Source organism: Micromonospora sp. NPDC048898 (assembly GCF_043198035.1).
Lineage (GTDB): Bacteria > Actinomycetota > Actinomycetes > Mycobacteriales > Micromonosporaceae > Micromonospora.
Window position 1 is genome coordinate 183,256 of the sequence record NZ_JBICUF010000002.1, and the last position, 21,513, is coordinate 204,768.

17 protein-coding genes are annotated in these 21,513 nt (G+C 72.2%); 6 read left to right on the forward strand and 11 right to left on the reverse strand.

What is annotated here, in order from left to right:
* Window positions 1–247 precede the first annotated feature (247 nt).
* The 5 genes from ACGFIQ_RS07730 to ACGFIQ_RS07750 all read left to right on the forward strand — a co-directional run bounded on the left by ACGFIQ_RS07730 (window position 248) and on the right by ACGFIQ_RS07750 (window position 5,587).
* On the forward strand, window positions 248–1,303 hold the full coding sequence (locus ACGFIQ_RS07730; RefSeq protein ID WP_393240832.1) for a LacI family DNA-binding transcriptional regulator: 1,056 nt from the start codon (window positions 248–250) through the stop codon (window positions 1,301–1,303).
* A gap of 21 nt (window positions 1,304–1,324) precedes the next feature.
* Window positions 1,325–2,332 (forward strand): acetylxylan esterase, encoded by a 1,008-nt coding sequence (locus tag ACGFIQ_RS07735; RefSeq protein WP_393240835.1) that lies wholly within the window; start codon window positions 1,325–1,327, stop codon window positions 2,330–2,332.
* 282 nt (window positions 2,333–2,614) lie between these two features.
* Complete coding sequence (locus tag ACGFIQ_RS07740) at window positions 2,615–3,778, forward strand: cellulose binding domain-containing protein (protein WP_393240838.1); 1,164 nt, start codon at window positions 2,615–2,617, stop codon at window positions 3,776–3,778.
* A 196-nt stretch (window positions 3,779–3,974) separates the two neighbouring features.
* A complete protein-coding gene (locus tag ACGFIQ_RS07745) occupies window positions 3,975–4,361 on the forward strand; it encodes a YciI family protein (protein ID WP_393240841.1) in 387 nt (128 codons plus the stop codon).
* On the forward strand, window positions 4,361–5,587 hold the full coding sequence (locus ACGFIQ_RS07750; protein WP_393240844.1) for an RNA polymerase sigma factor: 1,227 nt from the start codon (window positions 4,361–4,363) through the stop codon (window positions 5,585–5,587). Before ACGFIQ_RS07745 ends, ACGFIQ_RS07750 begins: the two co-directional genes overlap by 1 nt.
* An 85-nt stretch (window positions 5,588–5,672) precedes the next feature.
* On the opposite strand, the gene ACGFIQ_RS07755 is transcribed toward ACGFIQ_RS07750, so the two are convergent.
* The 11 genes from ACGFIQ_RS07755 to ACGFIQ_RS07805 all read right to left on the reverse strand — a co-directional run bounded on the left by ACGFIQ_RS07755 (window position 5,673) and on the right by ACGFIQ_RS07805 (window position 18,877).
* Entirely contained in the window at window positions 5,673–7,085 is a 1,413-nt protein-coding gene (locus ACGFIQ_RS07755) for an endo-1,4-beta-xylanase (protein ID WP_393240847.1), read from the reverse strand.
* Window positions 7,086–7,440: 355 nt separating this feature from the next.
* A complete protein-coding gene (locus ACGFIQ_RS07760; RefSeq protein WP_393240850.1) occupies window positions 7,441–7,902 on the reverse strand; it encodes a MaoC family dehydratase in 462 nt (153 codons plus the stop codon).
* Between the two features lie 17 nt (window positions 7,903–7,919).
* Window positions 7,920–9,068 (reverse strand): acyl-CoA dehydrogenase family protein, encoded by a 1,149-nt coding sequence (locus ACGFIQ_RS07765; protein ID WP_393240853.1) that lies wholly within the window; start codon window positions 9,066–9,068, stop codon window positions 7,920–7,922.
* Window positions 9,069–9,118: 50 nt separating this feature from the next.
* Entirely contained in the window at window positions 9,119–11,905 is a 2,787-nt protein-coding gene (locus ACGFIQ_RS07770; protein ID WP_393240856.1) for an AAA family ATPase, read from the reverse strand.
* Between the two features lie 64 nt (window positions 11,906–11,969).
* Entirely contained in the window at window positions 11,970–12,581 is a 612-nt protein-coding gene (locus ACGFIQ_RS07775) for a TetR/AcrR family transcriptional regulator (RefSeq protein WP_393240859.1), read from the reverse strand.
* A 270-nt stretch (window positions 12,582–12,851) separates the two neighbouring features.
* Entirely contained in the window at window positions 12,852–14,138 is a 1,287-nt protein-coding gene (locus ACGFIQ_RS07780) for an ABC transporter substrate-binding protein (RefSeq protein ID WP_393240861.1), read from the reverse strand.
* Window positions 14,139–14,222: 84 nt separating this feature from the next.
* Window positions 14,223–15,320 (reverse strand): branched-chain amino acid ABC transporter permease, encoded by a 1,098-nt coding sequence (locus ACGFIQ_RS07785; RefSeq protein WP_393240863.1) that lies wholly within the window; start codon window positions 15,318–15,320, stop codon window positions 14,223–14,225.
* Window positions 15,317–16,195 (reverse strand): branched-chain amino acid ABC transporter permease, encoded by an 879-nt coding sequence (locus ACGFIQ_RS07790; RefSeq protein WP_393240866.1) that lies wholly within the window; start codon window positions 16,193–16,195, stop codon window positions 15,317–15,319. The genes ACGFIQ_RS07785 and ACGFIQ_RS07790 overlap by 4 nt, the downstream gene beginning before the upstream one ends.
* A 30-nt stretch (window positions 16,196–16,225) precedes the next feature.
* The gene (locus tag ACGFIQ_RS07795; protein WP_393240869.1) at window positions 16,226–16,948 is read right to left on the reverse strand and encodes an ABC transporter ATP-binding protein; all 723 of its coding nucleotides are present in this window, start codon (window positions 16,946–16,948) and stop codon (window positions 16,226–16,228) included.
* A 116-nt stretch (window positions 16,949–17,064) separates the two neighbouring features.
* A complete protein-coding gene (locus ACGFIQ_RS07800; protein ID WP_393240871.1) occupies window positions 17,065–17,850 on the reverse strand; it encodes an ABC transporter ATP-binding protein in 786 nt (261 codons plus the stop codon).
* A 136-nt stretch (window positions 17,851–17,986) separates the two neighbouring features.
* Window positions 17,987–18,877 carry an alpha/beta hydrolase family protein gene (locus ACGFIQ_RS07805; protein ID WP_393240873.1) on the reverse strand — a complete coding sequence of 297 codons (891 nt, stop codon included), beginning with the start codon at window positions 18,875–18,877 and terminating at the stop codon, window positions 17,987–17,989.
* A gap of 183 nt (window positions 18,878–19,060) precedes the next feature.
* On the opposite strand from ACGFIQ_RS07805, the gene ACGFIQ_RS07810 reads away from it, so the two are divergent.
* Window positions 19,061–21,322, forward strand: coding sequence for a catalase (locus tag ACGFIQ_RS07810; RefSeq protein ID WP_393240876.1), 2,262 nt, complete (start codon window positions 19,061–19,063; stop codon window positions 21,320–21,322).
* The last annotated feature ends 191 nt before the right edge of the window (window positions 21,323–21,513 follow it).

Consider the following 21,513-nt stretch of genomic DNA (forward strand, 5'->3'; position numbering starts at 1 on the left):
ATCCGAAACTTTCCGGAAGCCTGCGCGACCTTTTCGGCAACCTAAGTGCCCCATCGATGGGTGTCAAGAGTCTCAACTGGACTCCGGCGGCCACTCGGCGCACACGGTGACTCCACCATCGGCACTCTGTCGCGAACCAGGGGCAGAATGGCCCGCGAAACGGACGGGTCGACTGCCGCAACGGCTGGCGCGATCGGCCAAACGTGTTAGGGTCTCCCGAAATTTTCGGATGTCGTATGGGGCCGCGATGACAGAGCACCGCCCGCTCGACCCACCCGCCTCCACCACCATCGCGACAATCGCCCACGATGTCGGCGTCTCGGTCGCCACGGTCTCCAAGGTCCTCAACGGACGTGGCGATGTCGCCCCGGGCACCAGAGCGCGGGTGGAGGCGAGTCTCGACCGCCACCAGTACCAGCGCCGCGTCCGGCGACCCTCGACCGGCGGGGGGCGGATCCATCTCGTGTTCCACGAGTTCGACACCGGGTGGGCCATGGAGATCCTGCGCGGCGTCGAGGCGGTGACCACCGCGGCCGGCATCGGGATGTCGGTCGCCCAGCTCGACGGCGCGCACCGCCCCCCGGCACGATGGCTGGACACGATTCTCGCCGACCGCCCGTTGGGTGTGGTGTTCGTCCTCTCCCACCCGGCCGAGGCCCAACAACAGCACCTGCGGCGTCAGGGCATTCCGTTCGTCGTCGTCGACACCGACAGCGCGACCTCCGCCTCCGTACCCACAGTCGGTTCGAACAACTGGAACGGTGGACTGCTCGCCGCCCGACACCTCCTGGAGTTGGGGCATCGACGCATCGCCATCATCTCCGGGCCGCCCGACGTGCTCTGCAGTCGTGCCCGCGCCGCCGGCTTCCAGTCGGCCCACGACGAGGCCGGGCTCACCGTCGACCGCGAACTGATCCGCTACGGCAGCTTCTCCGCGGGCGCCGGGCACGCCCACGGGCTGGAACTGCTCCGCCGGCGTTCTCGCCCCACGGCGATCTTCGCCGGTTCCGACATCCAGGCCATGGGGGTGCTCCGGGCCGCCCGCCAGTGTGGCCTGCGGGTGCCCGAGGACCTGTCGGTGATCGGGTACGACAACCTCCCGGTCTCCACCTGGACCGACCCGGCCCTCACCACGATCAACCAGCCACTGCGTGACATGGCGGGCATCGCCACCCAGATGCTGCTCGACCTGACCAGGGGCAACGAGCCGGCGACCAGCCGGATCGACCTGGTGACCGAGTTGGTCGTCCGGGAGAGCACCGCACCCCCCGCCAGCACCGCACCCCCCGCCAGCCCGCACTGACCCGAGCCCCTGCGAGGACCCGTGCCCCACTCCGCCGCCCTGCTCGACGACCTCCAGCGGTACGCGCCCGAGATCGTCGAACCCGACGACTTCGACGAGTTCTGGCGCGACACCCGCACCGAGGCGGCCAGCCGACCGGTGCTCGTCGACGTCCGTCCAGAGCCGACCGATTTGCGCCTGCTCGACTCCTGGGACGTCACGTTCGCGGGCTTCGGCGGCGACCCGGTCCGGGCCTGGTACACCCGCCCCGCCGGGGTGGCGGAGCCACTGCCCGCCGTCGTCGAGTACGCCGGCTACGGCCGTGGTCGCGGCCTGCCCCACGAGCGACTGACCTGGCCCACGGCCGGGTACGCCCACCTGCTGATGGACAACCGGGGCCAGGCGGGTCAGCACGGCGCCGGGGACACCCCCGACCCGCACGGCGCACCCGGCGGGCCCTGGCCGGTCACCTGGGGAATCCTCGACCCCCGCGACTACCACTACCGGCGTCTGATCACCGACGCGGTCCGGGCGGTCGAGGCGGTCCGCGCCCTGCCGGGGGTCGACGGCGACCGGGTCGCCGTGGTCGGCAACAGCCAGGGCGGCGGCCTGGCCCTGGCGGTGGCCGGCCTGGTCGGCGACCTTCGCGCGGTGTTGAGCACCGCCCCGTTCCTGTGCGACATGCGGCGGGCCGTCCAGGTCAGCGAACCCGCGCCGTACGGCGAGATCGCCCGCTACCTGGCCGTGCACCGGGAGGCGGAGGACGCGGTCTGGCGCACCCTGTCCTACGTCGACGGCGTGAGCTTCGCCCGGCGGGCGACCGCGCCGGCACACTTCGGAATCGGGCTGCGGGACACCGTGTGCCCACCGAGCACCGGCTTCGCCGCCTACAACCAGTACGGGGCGTCGGCCCGGCTCCCGGTGCCGCCCGCACGCGAGATGCACGTCTACCCGTTCAACGGTCACGAGGGCGGCGAGGCCGTGCACGTCCGGCGTCAGCTGCGCTGGCTCGACTCGATGCTGCACCCGGCTACCCCCTCCCCCAGGTAGGCGCGCCGTCCGGGGCATGACGCATAGCCGGGCGCCGATCTATTGCCGATGTTAGCGATAACACGTTAGGGTGCGTCAGGCGAGGTGCAGGGCACACTTCCGCCACGGATCATCGGCCTTTCGGCTCCGACCCTCGATGACCCGTGCCAGCCGCAGCGCCACGGCCACCAGTGCAGACGTCCGGGTTCCTGGTCGTTGCGCGCAGCCCGCCTACCGCGTCCGGCGGCGGCCGTCTCCTGGTGGTCGCCGTTGTCGCGCGCCCTCACCACCAGAGGAAGTCCCATGAGCAGTGCACCGCTCGGCCACCCCGTCCCTCCGACACCCACCGCGTCGACGCCGAGGCCCCGGCGAGCCCGCCGGTGGTGGGCGGCGCTGGCCGCAGCCGCGGCCATGGCCGCGGCCGTCCCCATCGCGACCACGCCGGCGAACGCCGAATCCAACGGCGGCGTACGCGTGATGCCCCTCGGTGACTCGATCACCGACGGGTTCAACGTCGCGGGCGGCTACCGGATCGAGCTCTGGCAGCGGTTCGTCGCCGGCGGCTACCGGATCGACTTCGTCGGCTCCCAGTTCAACGGCCCGGCCAGCCTCGGTGACCACGACCACCAGGGTCACTCCGGATGGACCATCGCCCAGATCGACGCCAACGTGGTCAACTGGTTGCGGGCCACGAATCCCCGGACCGTGCTGCTGCACATCGGCACCAACGACATGTACGGCGACACCTCCGGCGCACCGGGCCGACTGGCCACCCTTGTCGACCGGATCACCAACACCGTCCCGAACGCGGACGTGTTCGTCGCGACGATCATCCCGAAGTCGGGCGCGGACAACCAGGTCCGGGGATACAACGCGGCGATCCCCGGGATCGTGCAGACCAGGGCCGCCGCCGGCAAACGCGTCCACCTGGTCGACATGTACCGCGCCCTGACCCTCAGCGACCTGGCCGACGGGGTGCATCCCAACGCCACCGGCTATCGGAAGATGGCCGTGGCCTGGTACGACGCCCTCCGGACGGTGCCCGGCAGCATCGGCGGCGACACGCCACCGACCACTCCCCCGCCCACCACGCCCCCGCCCACCACGCCGCCACCGACCACGCCGCCACCGACCACGCCGCCGCCGTCCGGCGGGTGCCGCGTCACGTACACGGTCAACGCCTGGGGCAACGGGCTCACCGCGGCGGTCTCGGTGGCCAACACGGGCAGCACGCCGGTCAACGGTTGGGCACTGGCGTTCACGCTGCCGGGCGGGCAGACCATCACCGGCGGCTGGAACGCCGACTACTCCCCGTCGAGCGGGGCGGTGACCGCTCGTAACGTCTCCTACAACTCGACGATCGCGCCGAGCACCTCGGTCGACATCGGCTTCCAGGCCACCCACACCGGGAACGCCGGCCGACCGTCCGCGTTCACCCTCAACGGCACCGCCTGCGCCCTCGCCTGACGATTCGGGCGCGGGGGGGGGGGGGGGGGGGGGGGGGCCCCCCCCCCCCCCCCCCCCCCGCCCCTCGCACCACCTCCGGAGCAGAGGCCCGCGTCTCGGCGGGAGATTATTGACCGGCCGTGTCGATCCGCGCGCCACTCGTTCGACATGGGGGTGTGCGGGCCCGGAGGCGGCCCCGCCGGACGAGGAGAACGCGATGTCGAAGTACATGCTGATCATGCGGGGCACCGACGAGACGAATGCGGCCATGATGGCCACCATCGACGAGGCGATGGCCGCGACCGGCCGGTTCATCGAGGAGATGATGGGGGCCGGTGTGCTCGTCGCGGCCGAGGGGCTGGACGATCCGGGCCGAGGCGTCGTGGTCGACTTCAGCGGCGAGGCCCCGGTGGTCACCGACGGTCCGTACGGCGAGACCAGGGAACTGTTCGGTGGCTACTTCCTGCTCGATGTCGCCACGAGACAGGAGGCGGTCGAGTGGGCCACCCGGTTCCCGGCGGTCCGCGGGTCCAAGATCGAGGTCCGGCGGGTGGCCGAGGCCGACGAGGTTCCGCACGGCAGCGAGAACAACGGCCAGATCTGATGGGTACAGCCGACGTCGAGGCCGTCTGGCGGGTCGAGTCGGCCCGGATCGTCGCCGCGCTGACCCGGTTCACCGGCGATTTCGGGCTGGCCGAGGACGCGGCCCAGGAGGCGGTGGCTGAGGCGCTGGTGTCGTGGCCGCGTGCTTCTCCGGCCAATCCGGCCGGCTGGCTGATGGCCACCGCCCGGCGGCGGGCGATCGACGCGATTCGCCGCCGGGTCGCCCTGCACGACCGGTACGCCCTGCTGGCGGCCGACCCGGCGGTCAACCCGGTGCTCGACACGGAGGTCGATCTCGACCGGATCGACGACGACGTCCTGGCGCTGATGTTCGTCAGCTGTCACCCGGTGCTCTCCCCGCAGAGCCGGGTGGCGTTGACCCTGCGCGTGGTCGGCGGCCTGTCCAGCGAGGAGGTCGCCCGCGCGTTCCTGGTCCCGGTGCCGACCGTGCAGGCCCGCATCACCCGGGCCAAGAAGACGATCGCGGCGGCCGGGGTGCCGTTCGAGCTGCCGCCGGCCGGCGAGCGCCGGGATCGTCTGGCCGGTGTGCTCAGCGTTCTCTATGTGATCTTCACCGAAGGGTCGACGGCCACCTCGGGCGACCGGCTGTTGCGCCCCGACGTGGCGTACGAGGCGGTCCGGCTGACCCGCACGCTTGCCGCGTTGCAGCCGGACGAACCGGAGGTGCACGGCCTCCTCGCGTTGTGTGAGCTGACGGCCGCGCGCTTCCCGGCCCGGACCGGCCCGGACGGTGCGCCGGTCCTGCTCGCGGATCAGGACCGCCGGCTGTGGGACTCCTCGGCGATCCGCCGTGGGCTGGCCGCGCTGGCCCGGGCATCGACTCGCGGCCTCGGCCCGTACGGCCTGCAGGCCGCGATCGCCGCCACCCACGCGTCGGCCCCGTCGGTCACGGAGACCGACTGGGACCGGATCGTGGTGCTCTACGAGGCACTCGGCCGGGCCACGCCCGCACCGGTGGTCGAACTCAACCGGGCCGTCGCCGTGGCCATGGCCTCGGGTCCGGCGCGGGCCCTGGCCATCGTGGACGAGCTGATCGCCGCGAACCGGCTCGCCGGCTCGCATCTGGTCCCGACCGTACGCGGTGAGCTACTGACCCGCCTCGGTCGGCGAACGGAGGCGCGCACCGAACTGGAGCTGGCCGCCCGGCTCTGCGCCAACCAGCGCGAACGCGCGGTGCTCCTGGGCAAGGCGGCGGCGCTGAGCTGACGTCTGCCAGCCGTGGACCCGACCTGGTCAGGGAGGAGGGGCGGCGACGGGATCCCGTCGCCGCCCCGTCAGCGTGCGATGGTGCTCAGGAGGCGGTGCAGGAGAGCACCTGTGGGCGGGTCCAGTTGCCGTTGGCCATGGTGGTGAAGCCGAAGACGTTGCCGCTGCCGTTGGACCGCATCGTCATGACGTTTCCGCTGCTGTCCCAGCTGGGGCTGCCGTTCCAGGTGGCGGACACCTTCTGTGGCGGGGTGACGGCCACCACGACACTCCAGTTGCTCGCCCCGCTGACTGTCACCTGACTGTTGAACCGGTCGCCCCACCGGGTGCTGTCCTGCAGGGTCGCGGTGCAACCGCCGCCGGGCGGCGGGGTGGTGGGCGGAGCGGTGGTCGGCGGCGTGGAGGTGGGCGGCACGGAGGTCGGCGGGACGCTTGTCGGCGGCGCCGTCGTCGGGACCGGGGTGCCGTTGTTGAGTGCGGCGAGCACCGCGTCGTACGCCGGCTTCTTGGAACCGTTGCTGTTGAACAGCAGCGGCGTCTGCGAGGCCAGCCACGAGTCGCTGTCGCGGATGCCCCAGACCGTGATGCCGTTGCAGCGGGGCACGGCCATGCAGTCCTCCACCACGCTGCGGTAGGTGTTCGCCGGAGCGCCCTGGATGTCCAATTCGGTGATCTGCACGTCCACGCCCAGCGCCGCGAAGCTCGACAACGTGGTGCGGTAGTTGCTCACGTACGGCGAGTTGTTGTTGAAGTGCGACTGGAAGCCGACGCAGTCGATAGGCACGCCACGGGCCTTGAAGTCCCGCACCATGTTGTAGACACCCTGGGTCTTCGCGTGCGTCCAGTTGTCGGTGTTGTAGTCGTTGTAGCAGAGCTTCGCGTTCGGATCCGCCGCGTCCGCCGCCCGGAACGCCGCCTCGATCCAGTCGTTGCCGGTGCGCTGCAGGTTCGAGTCGCGACGACCTCCGGAGCCGCCGTCGGCGAACGCCTCGTTCACCACGTCCCACGCCACGACCTGGCCCCGGAAATGGGTGGCCACCTGCGTCACGTGGTTGAGCATCGCCTGTCGCAGCGCACTGCCACTCATGCTCTCCATCCAGCCCGGCTGCTGCGAGTGCCACGCCAGGGTGTGGCCCCGCACGCTCATCCCCCGGCTGCGCGCGTGGTTGACGATCTGCTCCGCCGCCCCGTAACTGAACCGACCCTGCTGCGGCTCGGTGGCGTTCATCTTCATCTCGTTCTCGGCCGTCACCATGTTGAACTCACGGTTCAGGATCGTGGTGTACGCGTTGTCGCTCAACCGGCTCGCGGCCACCGCGGTGCCAAAGTAGCGACCCTTCTCGGCGGCGGACGCGCCCAGGGTGGTTCCGGCGCTCGCCGTGCTCGGCAGGAACGCGGCACCTGTCGCGGCGAGCAGAGCCGCGGCGGCGAGGACGACAGCCGTGCGCGCTCGTGGGCCCGTCGGTGGGCGGGTGTCCCCGTGGCACCTCTCGGTCATGTCTTCTTCCTTCCGGTGGACCCGGACGGGGTGTCTGACGCGGCACCCCGGTGGGTGGTGGGGTATCGGGTCGGGACCACGCACACAGGGGCGCCCGGGAAGGGGCACGAGCCCTCGATCATCGACTCCGATGGATGTGGAGTATGTCAGCGCCGCTGATCGACGAGCAACAATTTCCGGAAGTTTTACGAGACCCGCGGGGCGCCGTTCAACAACCGAGGTGACAGCCGTCCAGGTGGGCGGCCAGTCGACAGGTGCACGGTGTCGGGAGCCGACGGGCGGGGCGGAGCAGCGGAGGCACAAGGGCCGCAAATTCCGGAACTTCTCCGCAAGGCGGAGCCGAGCTGGACCGCCGTCAACTCGTCGCGAGGTAGAGCCGGCTGACGGTCTCGGCCACACAGACGGGCTTGCCGCCGCTGTCGCTCTCCACGGTGACCGTCGCGACCACCTGCACGCCGCCGGCCACCGGGGACACCTCGGCGAGGGTGGCCGTGGCCCGGACGGCGGTACCGACCGACACCGGGGCGGGGAAGCGCACCCGGTTCAGCCCGTAGTTGACCCCCATCGCCACCCCCTGCACCCGGTAGAGCCGGCCGGCCAACGCCGGCAGCAGCGACAACGTCAGGTACCCGTGGGCGATGGTCCCGCCGTACGGCCCCGACGCGGCCCGGACCGGATCGACGTGGATCCACTGGTGGTCGTCGGTGGCGTCGGCGAAGAGGTCGACGCGGCTCTGCTCGATCCGTTCCCACGGACCGGGCCCGAGGGTCTCGCCGACGGCGGCGGCCAACTCGTCGAACGAGGTGAAGACTCGCACGGCAGGTCTCCTTGACACTAGAAGGCGTTGACGCCGGTGAGCGCGCGTCCGATGAGAAGCTGCTGGATCTGGCTGGTGCCCTCGTAGAGGGTGGCGACCCGTGCGTCCCGCAGGTACTTGCCGACCGGATACTCGTCGACATAGCCGTACCCGCCGAAGACCTGGACCGCGTTGTTGGCCGCGCGGACGGCGGCCTCGCTGGCGAAGAGCTTGGCCATCGACGCCTCGGTGGCGTACGGCTGGTCCCGGTCGATCAGGTCGGCCACCTGCCACACCAGCAGCCGGGCGGCGGCGGTGTCCACGGCGATGGCGGCGAGCAGTTGTTGGACGAGTTGGTGCCCCGCGATGGGCTTGCCGAACTGGGTCCGCTGCCCGGCGTAACCGACCGCCGCGTCCAGGCAGCCCTGGGCGATGCCGACACAGCCGGCGGCCACCGACATCCGGCCCTTGGCGAGGGTGGCCAGGGCCAGGCGGAACCCGCCACCCTCGGCGCCGAGGCGGGCCGCGTCGGGCACGCGTACCCCGTCGAAGCGCAACTCGCCGGTGGCCTGGCCGCGCAGGCCCAGCTTGCCGTGGATCTCCCGGCGGGCCAGCCCCGGGCTGTCGGTGGGCACCAGGAAGGCGGTGATGCCGCGGTGCCCCGGGCCGCCGGTGCGGGCGAAGACCAGCACGACGTCGGCGGTGGTGCCGTTGGTGATGAACGTCTTCGTGCCGGTGAGCAACCAGTCGGTGCCGTCGCGGACCGCGCGGGTCCGCAGCGCGGCCGCGTCCGAGCCGCTGTCCGGCTCGGTCAGCGCGAAACAGCCGAGGGCGGTGCCGGCGCAGAGCCGGGGCAGCCACTCGGCCCGCTGCTCGGCCGTGCCGTGGGCGGCGATCGACTTCGCGACCAGGCCGAGGGAGACCGAGACGATGCCGCGCACCGCCGAGTCGCCCCGGCCCAGCTCCTCCAGGACCAGGCAGTACGCGAGGTGGTCGCCGCCGGAACCGCCGTCGGCCTCGGCGATGGTCAGCCCCAGGAAACCCAGGTCGCCGAGCAGGCCGACGATGGCCGGGTCGACCGACTCGCGCCGATCCCAGGCGGCGGCGTGCGGCACCAGCTCACGGTCGGCGAACTCGGCGGCCAGCTGGCGGACCGCGGCCTGCTCGGCGGAGAGGGTGAGGTCCATGGCCATCAAACTAGCGGTGATAGTTTAAGTCGTCCAGAGCGGCCCCCGGGTCACCTGTCGGAGGCCAGCCCGACGTGCCGCTCGCCCGCGAAGGCACGGACCAGCTCGGTCCGCGAGCGGATGCCGAGACGGTGGAACACGTTGCGCAGGTGGTGGTCGACAGTACGGATCGAGAGGAACATCCGGACGGCGATCTCCCGGTTGGTGGCGCCCTCCGCGACCAGCTCGGCGATCCGCAGTTGCTGGCCGGTCAGCAACCGTGCCGCCGGCAGGTCCGGGGGACCGACCGACTCCCCCGCTGCCCGCAGCTCGGTGGTGGCCTGCTCGGCCCAGCACGCCACCCCGAGCAGGCTGAACATCTCCCGGGCCTGGTGCAGGTGCGTACGCGCGTCGCGCGGGCGTCGGCTGCGCCGCAGCTCCTGACCGAAGAGCAGCTCGGTACGGGCCAGCTCGAACGTGCCGGCCTCCATCGGGTGCAGCCGCAGCGCCGCCTGGAAGTGCCGTTCCGCCTCGGCACTGCCCCGAGGTGCGAGGAGCGCGTGACACCGGGCGGACAGGGCCCGGCGCAACGGGCTCGCCGTGCCGCTGGCCCACCTGTCGAACACGGCGAGCGCGGCCGCGGCCGCCGGTCGGTGTGCCAGGTGCGCCGCCGCCTCCACCAGGTACGGCGTCGCCATCACCTGCACGAGGACCTGGCCTCGGCCCGTCCCGAGGCGAGCCAGCGACGTCAGCCGGTCCGCGGCCTCGGCGTGCCGACCCTCGAAGAGGTCGAGCACCGCCAGCGCCCACCCGGCGAGCGCGTACGGACGGCTGCCCGGCGTCGGCGACTCGCCGATCTCCCGGATCTGCCGCAGGCTGGTGTCGCGGTCGGCCCGGATCGCGGCGAGCACGGCGAGCAGGCCCAGGTGGACGTTGGCGTAGTTGACCTGACCCGTGGCACGGGCGACCCGTAACCCGTCGCGGGAGGTCTCCGCCGCCGCCTCGTGCCGGCCCTGCCAGTACTCGGCGATCGCCCGCAACTCCAGGGCCCGGGGCAGCATGGACACCTCGCCCCGGTCCCGGGCCAACGCGACGGCACGCTCGGCGAGCCGGTGCGCCGCGCCGTCCACGGCCACCACCAGACCGGCCGCCGCGGCGCAGGTGAGCGCGGTGGGGGTCACCGCCGACCCGCTCAACCGGCCCCCCAGCACGACGGCGCGGCGCAGCGTGGGACCGGCGCGCTCGTGGTCGCCGCGCAGGGTCGCCGCCACCCCGGCGACCAGACTGCCCATCAGCTCCATCGCCGGCGGGTCGGCCGGCCGCCGCAGGGCCAGCGCCCGCCGGGCGACCTCGGCGTACCGGTACTGGTCGCCGGCGAAGCAGACGGCCTCGCCGGCGCGGACCAACCCGGACAACGCCAGCGCCCGATCACTGTCGGCCACCGCTTCGGCGGCGCTCAGCAGCCTCGCCGACGCGTCCGACGCCCCACCGCACCGCAGCTCCACCTCACCGCGCAGCAGGTCGGCGCGGCCCCGCACGACCGGGTCCGTGGACACGGTGCGCAGGCGGTCGAGCAACGGCCGGACCACCTCGGGTTGCCCGCCGACCCAGGCGTAGTCGGCGGCGCTCAGCAGCCGGGCGGCCGTCTGGGCCGGATGATCGCTGAGTTCGGCAGCCCGGCGCAGCGCCGCCGAGGCCACGGGCCAGCCGCCGGCTCCACCCGAGGCCGCCTCCTCCAACTCCGCGGCCAGGGCCGGATCGGCACCCGCCGTGGCGGCGGCGAGGTGCATCGCCCGGCGCAGCCGCTGCCCCTGCGCGACAAGCACCTCGGCGAGAAGACGGTGTGCGGCGCGGCGCTCGGCGAGTGGCGCGCTGGCCGCGATCATCGTGCGCACCAGTGGCTGGGGGAAGGTGACGCCCTGCGGCTCGACGCGGACCAGACCGGCGACCTCCGCCGGGGCGAGCGCCTCGACCTCGGTGCCGGCGGCTGCGGCGGCGCGGATCAGCGTGGCCGGCGTACCGTCGGCGTCGAGCGCGGCGAGCAGCAGCATCCGCCGGGTGTCCGGCGACAACCGGTCCAGACGGGCCCGGTACGCGCGGCCCAGCGCGCCGTCCGCCGGTGGCGCGGAGGGCAGCGCCTCCTCGCCGCGCCACTGGGCGGGGCTGAGCACCTCGGCGAGGTCCACCAGGGCCTGTGGATTGCCGCCTCCGACCGCCGCCAGCGCGGTCACGACCGACGCGGCGGGCCGTTCGGGTAGCCGGTCGGTGAGGACGGCGACGCTGGCGCCCTGGTCGAGCGGCCGGAGGCGGTGTGCCGGTATCCCGTCGACAGTGACCGCGACGTCCGCGGTGAGCAGGACGACGACCGGTAGGTTGCGCAGCCGGCGCGCCACGACGGCCAGCACCTGCGCGGTCAGGGGGTCACCGCGGTCGACGTCGTCCATGGTGACGAGCAGCGGGCGGTCCCGTGCCGCGTCGGCGAGCAGGCCGAGCACGGCCATCGACAGGGCGAGCCGACGGTGGGCCGGGCAACCGTTTCCACCCAGCGCCCGCCGCAGCAGGTCGCGCTGTTGGGTGGGCAGGGCCGCGGCGTGGTGCGGCACCGGGTCGAGCAGTCGCTGCAGACCCGCGTACGGCAGCGCGGCCTCCTCGGCCAGGCCGCTCGCGGCGAGCACGGTGCAGCCCGTGGCGTAGCGGTGGGCGTGGGTCAGCAGCGCGGTACGGCCCGAGCCCGGTTCGCCGTGCAGCAGCAGGGCACCGCCACCGTTGGCCACGCCGTCGAGCAGGCCCCGGACGGCGTGGCATTCGTCGTCCCGGCCACGCAGCACGGTTAGTTGCACTCTCGATGCAGCAACCATGCATGAAGTGTCACCCATTGGTAACCGAATGGAAAGAGGGGGCGATATCGTGCCGAGCCGGGAATCAGTCGGCCGCGACCTCGGCCAGCAGCGCGCCCACCGTCCGGGTCATCACGGCGCGGGCCTGGTCCACGCCCAGCCCGAGGCCGTAGCGCAGCATCGACCAGGCCTGCCACGTGCTCGCCGCCACCAGGGCGTGGAGCAACTGCTCCCGCCCCGGCCCGGCCGCGGCCAGCTCGACGGCGAAGAGCTCCTCGACCTCGTCGCAGACCCGCTCGATGTGCTTGAGACGGTTGCGGTGCAGCTGCTCGGAGACCGGCTCGCGCATCTGGGCGGCCCGCGCCGACGCCGCGATGAGCTGGAGCAACCGGGCCCGCTGCCGGCAGTACGCGTCGACCCGCTTGGCCAGCGGCAGCCCGGGAGAGATGCGCCGGTGGGCGGCATCCTGCTGCCGGAGCACCTCCGCGCCGCTGGCCTCGAAGAGCGTCTCCATGTCCTTGAAGTTGGTCCAGAGCGTCCGCAGCGAGATGCCGGCCCGCTCGGCGATGCGCTCCCCGGTCGGGCGCAGGTCACCCTCGTTGATGAGCGCGAGGTGCGCCTCGACGATGGCAGCGCGGGTGCGCTCGGCCCGGGCCGTGCGCCCGTCGACCCGGCCCACGACGTCGACCCCGTCCATCCGCCCCCGCCCCTTCGCTCCCGTGGCGTCCCCCGACGCACCGCCGAGTCTAGACAGAGGGTGATCAGCGGCCCCGGACCGGCCACCGGCGCGGTCATCCATAATCTGCACTCACGATGCAGATAGTAGAAGACCAATGTGCGTCGGTCAACGAACAGGCGCCCAGCTCAGGTTTGCACCGATCCTGCACTTTCTGTCGCCACGATGCCCCGGAATGCACACCTGTGTGAGGACAGAAAGTGCAGGATCGGCGGAGGGGGCGGGGACCGCTCAGGGGGCGGTTGGTACTCCGTTCGCCGGGGGCGCGGGCGGGGCGGCGGTGTACTCGTTGACCGGGCCGTCCGCCTCGTCGGTCTCGTACGCCGGACCGAAGTAGGTCTGCACTCCCCCGGTCACCCGGCTCAGCCGTTGCCCGCCGTAGCCGGAGTGGTCCTTCGCGGAGAAGCGCAGCGGCACCAGACCGGGCCCCTGGAAGCCGCCCTTCTGCACCGCCTCCAGCACCTTCTCCCGAGTGAGGCCCTTGCCGGCGGCGAGCAACGTCTGGACGAAGAGGTAGCCGACCGACATGCCGTAGACGGTGTTGCCGTCGAACGGCGCGTCGCCGTTGTGCTCCTTGTTGACCTTCGTGAAGAGCTGGATCCACGGGTTCGCGGTGTCGTTCTGCATCGGCAGGTAGTTGGTGCCGACCATGCCCTCGAGCAACGGGGCGGCCTTGTCGAGCTGCTTGGCCAGGGTCGGGTGGTCGGCGCCGACGTTGGAGACCAGCCACTGCGGCTTGAAACCCAGCCGCGCGGCGGTGCCGACGGACAGCGCGGTGAAGCCGGGCACGGTGGCGAGCACGACGACCTGGCAACCGGCCGCCTTGAACGCGCCGATCTGCGGCGCCACGTTGGTGTTGCTGGTGACGTAGGTCTGCTTGGCCGCCACGGCCCCGGCACCGAGCACCTTCTCCACCCCGGCCAGGCTGTCCCGGCCGAAGTCGTCGTCCTGGCCGAGGAAGCAGACCTTCTGGCCGGCCAGGTTCGTCTTGGCGTAGTTGGCCAGGATCTTGCCCTCGACCGTGTAGTCCGGGTTGAACCCGAACGTGCCGGGATACTTGTCCGGCTGGTCCCAGGTGCGGCTGCCGGAGGCGACGAACAGGTCCGGCACCCGGTTGCTCTTCAGGAAGTCGAGCACCCCACTGTGCGTCGGCGTGCCCAGACCGTTGAGGACGGCGAAGACCTTGTCCTGCAGGACGAGCTGGCGGACCACCTGCTGGGTGTTCGCCGGGTTGTAGCCGTCGTCCATGATCTTGTAGGTGATCTTCCGACCGTGCACACCGCCGTTGGCGTTGACGTAGTCGAAGTACGCCTTCGTCGCCGGGGCGATCTTCGAGTAGCCGGCCGAGGCCGGCCCGGTGAGCGGCATGTGGGTGCCGACGACGATCTCGGTGTCGGTGACGCCCGGCACCGACGCGCCGCCGGAACCGGAGCCGTCGTCACCGCCGCAGCCAGCGGCGGCGGCCAACAGGGCGATGGTGCTGGCGATCGCGAGACCACGTTGTGCCAAACGGTGCATGGAGAACACCGACCTTTCTCGGTCCGGTTCGGGGGAACGGTGTGGGTGGTGGTACGCCCGGCCGAGGGCCGGGCGCGCAGCAGCTCAGGAACGCCGGGCCCGCAGGCGCCGACCAAGACGGGACAACAGCCCCTGGATGCCACCGGGTGCGGCGATCATGACGACGATCAGGGTGAGGCCGAAGATCGCCAGCGGCAGGTTTCCCTCCAGCCGCTGCGCCACCGCGGGCGAGAGCGTGAGCAACTCGGTCGCGGAGTGGGTGAGGTCGGGCAGGGCGACCAGCAGGACGGCCCCCCACAGCGCTCCGGTGAGCCGACCGAGACCGCCGATCACCACGGCCATCAGCAGGAACAGCGACAGGGTCAGCGAGAACGCCCCCGGTGAGACGCTCTGCGCGAGCACCGCCAGCAACGCCCCGCCGAGCCCGGCGGTGGCGGCGCTGACCACGAACGCGAGAACCTGGGTACGGGCCACGTGGATGCCGGCCAGACGGGCCGCCACCTCGTCGTCGCGGACCGCCCGGAAGGTGCGCCCGTACCGGCTGCGGATCAGGTTCGCCAGCAGCAGCATCGCGAGCAGGGTGGCCGCGCCGGTGAGCCAGAGCTGCCACCGCTCGTAGGGGAAGGACGGGCCGAGCGACAGCGGCGGCGGCTCCACCGGCACCGACAGCCCCTGCTCGCCGTTGAACACACCGTCGAAGGTGACGGCCAACGCCGGCACGACGACGGCCACCGCGAGGGTGACCCCGGCGAGGTAGGGGCCGCGCAGCCGAGCCGCCGCCACACCGACCACCGCGCCGACCGCGACCGTGCCGACGATCGCCGCGCCCAGCGAGAGCGGCAGCAGCCAGCCGCCGGTCATCCCCCGGTCGGCGAACGCGTTCTGGCACAACGCCACCGTGTACGCCCCGGTGGCCATCAAGGCGCCGTGCCCGAGCGACAGTTGACCGTTGAGCCCGGTGAGGACGGTCAGCCCGGCGGTCGCGCAGAGGTAGGCGGCCACGGTGGCGAGCTGGAAGTTACGGAACGGCTCGACGGCGTAGCTGACCCCGACCAGCAGGAGCCCGACGACGAGCACGATCGCGAGGTGGCGCAGCAGGGTCGAGCCGCGTCGCCGGTCGACAGGGCGGCCCACGTCGACGAGCCGCTGTTTCGGCGGCACCGCCGCCCTCGTGGCGCTCACACCCGCCTCGCCGCGACCGGGGCGAACAGCCCACCCGGCCGGACCAGCAGCACCGCCAGCAGCAGGACCAGCACCGCGAGCGGCGTGAGGTCACTGCCGGCGTACCCGCTCACGTAGGAGAGCAGCAGACCCACCACCAGGCCACCGACCACCGCCCCCGGTGGACTGTCCAGCCCACCCACCACCGCCGCGGTGAACGCCGACACGAACACCAGGTCCATCGCGTGCGGGTGCAGGCCCAACTCGGTCGGCAGGACCAGCATGGCGGCCAGCGCGCCCACCCCGGACGCGAGTGCCCAGCCGAGGGTCAACATGCCACCGACGTTGACCCCGAGCAGCCGGGACACCTCGGGAGCGAACGCCGCCGCGCGCATCCGCAACCCCACCGGGGTACGCGCGAACATCCAGGCCAGGCCGCTGACCACCACCCCGATCGTGGCGAAGACGAACAGGTCGTACGGCGACAGCACGGCCACCCCGCCCACGGTCAGAGCGGACCGGCTGAACGGCGCCTCGGCGGGGCGGAACTCGTTGCCGTACAGCATGCCCAGCACGGCCTGGACCAACAGCACCAGGCCGAGCGCGACGATCACGGGGTTGAGCGGCGAGGCGTGGTCGACGTGGCGCATCACGACCCGGTCCACAAGCGCGCCGAGCAGCAGGCCGGCGACGATCGCGACCACGAAGCCCAGCCAGTAGGAACCGGTCGCGGTCGAGACGGTGTAGGCGACGTACGCGGCGGCGACGGCCATCGCCCCCTGGGCGAAGTTGACGACCCGCGCCGCCCGCCAGATGAGCACCAGGGCCAGCGCGAACGCGGCGTACACCGCGCCCCGCGACAGGCCGTCGACGGTGAGGAAGACGAAGCGGTCCAACAGTCCTCCCTCCGGGGGACGAGGTGGTGGTCAGAAACCGAGGTACGCGTGGCGCAGGTCGACGTCGTCGCGCAGCTTCGCGGCCGGCGCGGCGATCACCACCCGACCGAGGGACATCACGACGCCCTGGTCGGCGACGGCGAGTGCGCTGCGCACGTTCTGCTCGACCAGCAGGACGGTCAGGCCGGTACGGTCACGCAGTTGGCGCAGCAGGGCCATGGTCCGGGCGACCACCCGCGGCGCCAGGCCCAGCGACGGCTCGTCGAGCAGCAGCAGTCGTGGTCGGCCGACCAGGGCCCGGCCGAGTGCGAGCATCTGCCGCTCACCGCCGGAGAGCTGGTGGCCGAGGTGCCGGCGGCGGCGGGCCAGCGGCTCGAAGAGCTGGTAGACCTCGTCGAGGGCCCGGCCGGCGTCGGCCCGGTCGCGCCGCCACAACCCGCCGAGCCGCAGGTTCTCGTCGACTGTCAACTCGCTGATCACGCCCCGCCCCTCCGGCACGTGTGCCATGCCGCGCCGGACGAGCTGCTCCACCGGCGTACCCCGCAGGTCCTCCCCGGCGAGGAGCACCTGGCCGGCGGCCGGGCGGATCATGCCGGACAGCGCACGCAGCAGGGTGGTCTTGCCGGCGCCGTTGGCGCCGACGACCGCGGCGATCGTGCCGGCCGGGACGGTGAGGTCGATGGCCCGCAACACGGGCGCGGCACCGTAACCGGCCACCAACCCGCGCACCACGAGCAGGTCGGGCGCGCTCACGGTGCCATCGTTCGTTCGCGACTGCGGGGCTCGCAAACCCGGCTCACTCCTCGCGCTCACGGAGTCACCTCTCGTTCGCGACTGCGGGGCTCGCAAACCCGGCTCACTCCTCGCGCTCACGGGGAGACCTCCTCGACGGCTGCACCGAGGTAGGCGTCGGTGACCGCCGGGTCGTCGCGGATCTCGTCCGGGGTGCCGGCGGCGATCACCCGGCCGAAGTCGAGCACCACGAGTTCATCGCAGACGGCCATCACCAGGTCCATGTGGTGCTCGACGAGCAGCACCGCGCAGGGGTCGTCGTCGCGCCGGGGCAGGTGCCGGATCAGCTCGGCCAGCTCGGCGATGTCGTCGGCGCCGAGACCACCGGCGGGCTCGTCGAGCAGCAGCAGCCGGGGCCGGGCGGCGAGCGCGCGGGCCAGGGCGACCCGCTGGCGTACGGCGAAGGGCAGTGTGGTGGGTGCGGCCTCGGCGTGGTCGGCGATCCCCAGGTCGTCGAGGAGGTCCAGGGCGTCGCGGCGCAGCCGGCGCTCGTCGCGGTCGCTGGCCGGCAGCCCGAGCAGGGCCGGGACGAAACCCGCACGGGCGGTGTGCGAGGCGCCGGTCAGCACGTTCTCCAGCACGGTGAGACCGGCGAAGAGCCCGGTGCCCTGCAGGGTCCGGGCGATGCCCAGCCGGGTCAGCCGGTGCGGCCGGGGCCGCAGCGGTCGGCCGTCGAGGGTGAGGGAACCCGTCTCCGGCGCGACGAACCCGCAGATCACGTTGAACAGCGTGGTCTTGCCGGCGCCGTTGGGCCCGATCACGCCCACCACCCGGTTGGGCGGCACCCGCAGTGAGACGTCGTCGAGGGCGGTGAGGCCGCCGAAACGGACGCCGATGTGGTGCAGTTCGAGGCCGCGCTCCATCACCCATCCCTCTGTCGTGGCGGGTGTTTATTTACACTCGCAGTGTACGTTTCTCGGGTTTGGCGTCAAGACCTTCAGTGCTGGTGCGCACACGTGGACGGGGCGGCCGCCAGCGGCGACCGCCCCGGGACCGCCGTCAGGCGCTGGGACAGGTGTTGCGGTACTCCTCGATCTGCGAACCGCTCGGGCCGGGGCAGAGGAACTGCTCGTAGCGGGTGTCGTCGTCGACGAACCGCTTCAACCAGGCCACCATCTGCCGGCCGGTGGGCGTGTTCGTCGTCTGCGGGAAGAAGTGGCTCGCCCCGTTCAACTCCAGGTACGCCTTCTCGGCGGAGGCCGGGATGCTGTTGTAGAACGGCACCGAGTGCGACCCGACGGGCGCGACGGTGTCGCTCTCGCCACCGATGATCAGCGTGGGCACCCGCAGCTCGGACCAGCTCTTGTCCAGGTTCCACGGCGCGAGCGGCACCGCGGCCTGCAACGACGGCCGCGACGAGGCCGCCTCCAGACTGCCACCGCCACCCATCGAGTGCCCGGCCACCGCGAGTCGACTGCTGTCGATCCGGGTGCGAACCGAGCTGCGCTGGGTGAGGTAGTCGAGCGCGGCGAGCAGTTGCCGACCCCGGCTGTCGGGTTGGTCCAGCCGGCTGTTGGTCTCGATGCCGATCACCACGAAACCGTGCGAGGCGATCCGGGGCCCCAGCCAGCTGATGCTGGACCAGGCGGCGGTGTAGCCGGGCGAGACGGCGATGGCGCCGAAGGTGCCCTCGCTGGTGCTTGTCGGGTAGTAGATGACGCCACCGCCGAAGCCGGTGACGCTCAGTGACGACACGCTCTGCGACGCGGTGGTGAACGGGCCGCGACTGGCCTCCAGGATCGCGGTGGTCGGGGCGGGACCCCGCTCGTACGGGCCCGCGGCCTGCGCGGCACCGGTCGGGCCGGAGAGGACGCCACCGGCGACCAGGACGGCGGCCACCGCGAGACGGGCTACCACGGAACGGGGACGGGTGGTGGTTGGTGAGGACACGTCGGGCACTCCCTAGGGTCGAGGGATATCGACGTAAGTAAGTTTTTTCCTCTCCACCGATCCGCGCATCGGCGAAATCACCAGTCCCGCCGCAGGTTGCCGACACCTGTCGTGTTTCGACGCCCTGACCAGGGGTAGCAGGGCACTCGCCTGCCCGTACAGCTCCATCGAGAGGTTCGTTCAGTGGAAAAGAGCAAGCCCGCCGAGGCGGTCAAGAACGCCGTGAAGACGGCCTCCGACAAGATCGCCGACGCCCTGACCCCGGATGTCCCCGGCGCACCGGGTAGCGCGCCACCCAGCGTCGAGGAACCGACGACGCCGCACGACCCGCTGCCACCGAAGCCGGAACAGGGCGCACCGCAGACGCGGACGCCGACCGGAGCCGAGACCGGCGCACCGGCCACCGCGAACGGTCAGCAGGGCGCCTACCTCACGACCGCGAACGGCACGCGGCTGCGCGACACGGACCACTCCCTCAAGGCCGGCCCACGCGGCCCGGTGCTGCTCCAGGACCACCACCTGCGCGAGAAGATCACGCACTTCGACCACGAACGCATCCCGGAGCGCGTGGTGCACGCCCGCGGTGCCGGCGCGCACGGCGTGTTCACCGCGTACGGCACCGCCGAGGCGGTCACCCGGGCCGGCTTCCTCAAGAAGGGGCGCGAGACCGACGTCTTCGTGCGGTTCTCCACGGTGCTCGGCTCGCGCGGCTCGGCCGACACGGTCCGCGACACCCGCGGCTTCGCGACGAAGTTCTACACCGACGAGGGCACCTTCGATCTGGTCGGCAACAACATGCCGGTCTTCTTCATCCAGGACGCGATCAAGTTTCCCGACATCATCCACGCCGGCAAGCCGCACCCGGACCGGGAGATCCCGCAGGCGCAGAGCGCGCACGACACCTTCTGGGACTTCGTGTCGCTGCACACCGAGGCACAGCACCACACCATCTGGAACATGTCCGACCGCGGCATCCCGCGCTCGTACCGGACGATGGAGGGTTTCGGCGTGCACACCTTCCGCCTCGTCAACGAGGCCGGGGAGACGGTGCTGGCCAAGTTCCACTGGAAGCCGAAGCTCGGCGTGCACTCCCTGACCTGGGAGGAGGCGCAGCTACTCGGCGGCCTCGACCCGGACTTCCACAGGCGTGACCTCTACGACGCCATCGAGGCCGGCGCGTACCCCGAATGGGAGCTGGGCATCCAGGTCTTCCCGGACACCCCGGAGGAGACCTTCGCCGGCATCGACCTGCTGGACCCGACGAAGATCGTGCCGGAGGAGTTGGCCGAGGTGCAGCCGGTCGGCCGGCTGGTGCTCAACCGGACGCCGACGAACTTCTTCGCCGAGACCGAGCAGGTCGCCTTCCACCTGGGCCACCTGCCGCCGGGCATCGACGTCACGAACGACCCGCTGTTGCAGGGCCGACTCTTCTCGTACGTCGACACGCAGCTCACCCGACTGGGCGGGCCCAACTTCGCACAGATCCCGATCAACCGCCCGCACGCGGCCGTCAACGACATGCTGCGCGACGGCTTCCACCAGCACGCCGTGCACGCGGGCGTGGCGCCGTACCGGCCGAACTCGCTCGACGGCGGCAACCCCTTCCCCGCCGGTGACGCCGAGCACGCGTTCGTCGACGTGCCGGTCACCGTGGCGCAGGCCCCGAAGGTACGCGCCAACCCGGCCTCGTTCGACGACCACTACAGCCAGGTACGCCTGTTCTGGCTGAGCATGTCGCCGGTCGAGAAGGAGCACATCATCCGGGCGTACACCTTCGAGCTCGGCAAGTGCTACCACCAGGCGATCAAGGAACGCCAGCTGCAGAGCCTCGCCAACATCGACCCGGTGCTCTGCGAGCAGGTCGCCACCGGTCTGGGCCTGCCCGCCCCGCAGCCGACGGTGCCACTAGCCGACGTCACGCCCAGCCCGGCGCTGTCGCAGGTCGGCCGGGAGTGGCCGAGTGACGGTCGGATGGTCGGCATCGTCGTCGACCCCGACGGCGACCTGGACGGCGTCGACGAGGTCCGGCGGGCCGTGTTCGCGGCCGGCATGGTGCCGCTGCTGATCGCCCCGCACGGTGGCGTGGTGGGCGGTATGCCGGTGCAGCGCACCTTCGCCACCGGCCGGTCCGTCGAGTTCGACGCGGTCCTGCTCGCCGGGGCGCCGGCGCCCGCACCGGATGCCGTCCCGGCCCGCGACGCCAAGGCGGGCAGGCCGGGCCCGGCGGCCGTGGACCCCCGCGTGCTGCTGCTCGTCGAGGAGTGCTGGCGGCACGCCAAGGCGATCGGCGCCTGGGGCGCCGGCGTCACCGTGCTGGAGCAGGCCGGCGTCGCCGGCACCCCCGGCATCGTGACGGCGGGCTCCGGCGCCGAGGCCCTGACGGCGGTGCAGCAGCTGATGGCCGCACACCGGGTGTGGGAACGGTTCCCGGCCTCGGTCGCCTGACCCGCCACCGAGTCGCCTGACCGATCACCGGCGAGGGCTGTCCTCCGCAGTACGGGAGGACAGCCCTCGTCCGTGCTCAGGCTGTCATCTCCGGGTCCACCGCAGGTGGTCCGTGCCGGCGCCACAGCTCCGCTGCTCGATCAGCGCCCCGCTCGCGGTGGGCTGGCCGACCGCACCACCGTGGGCGGTGG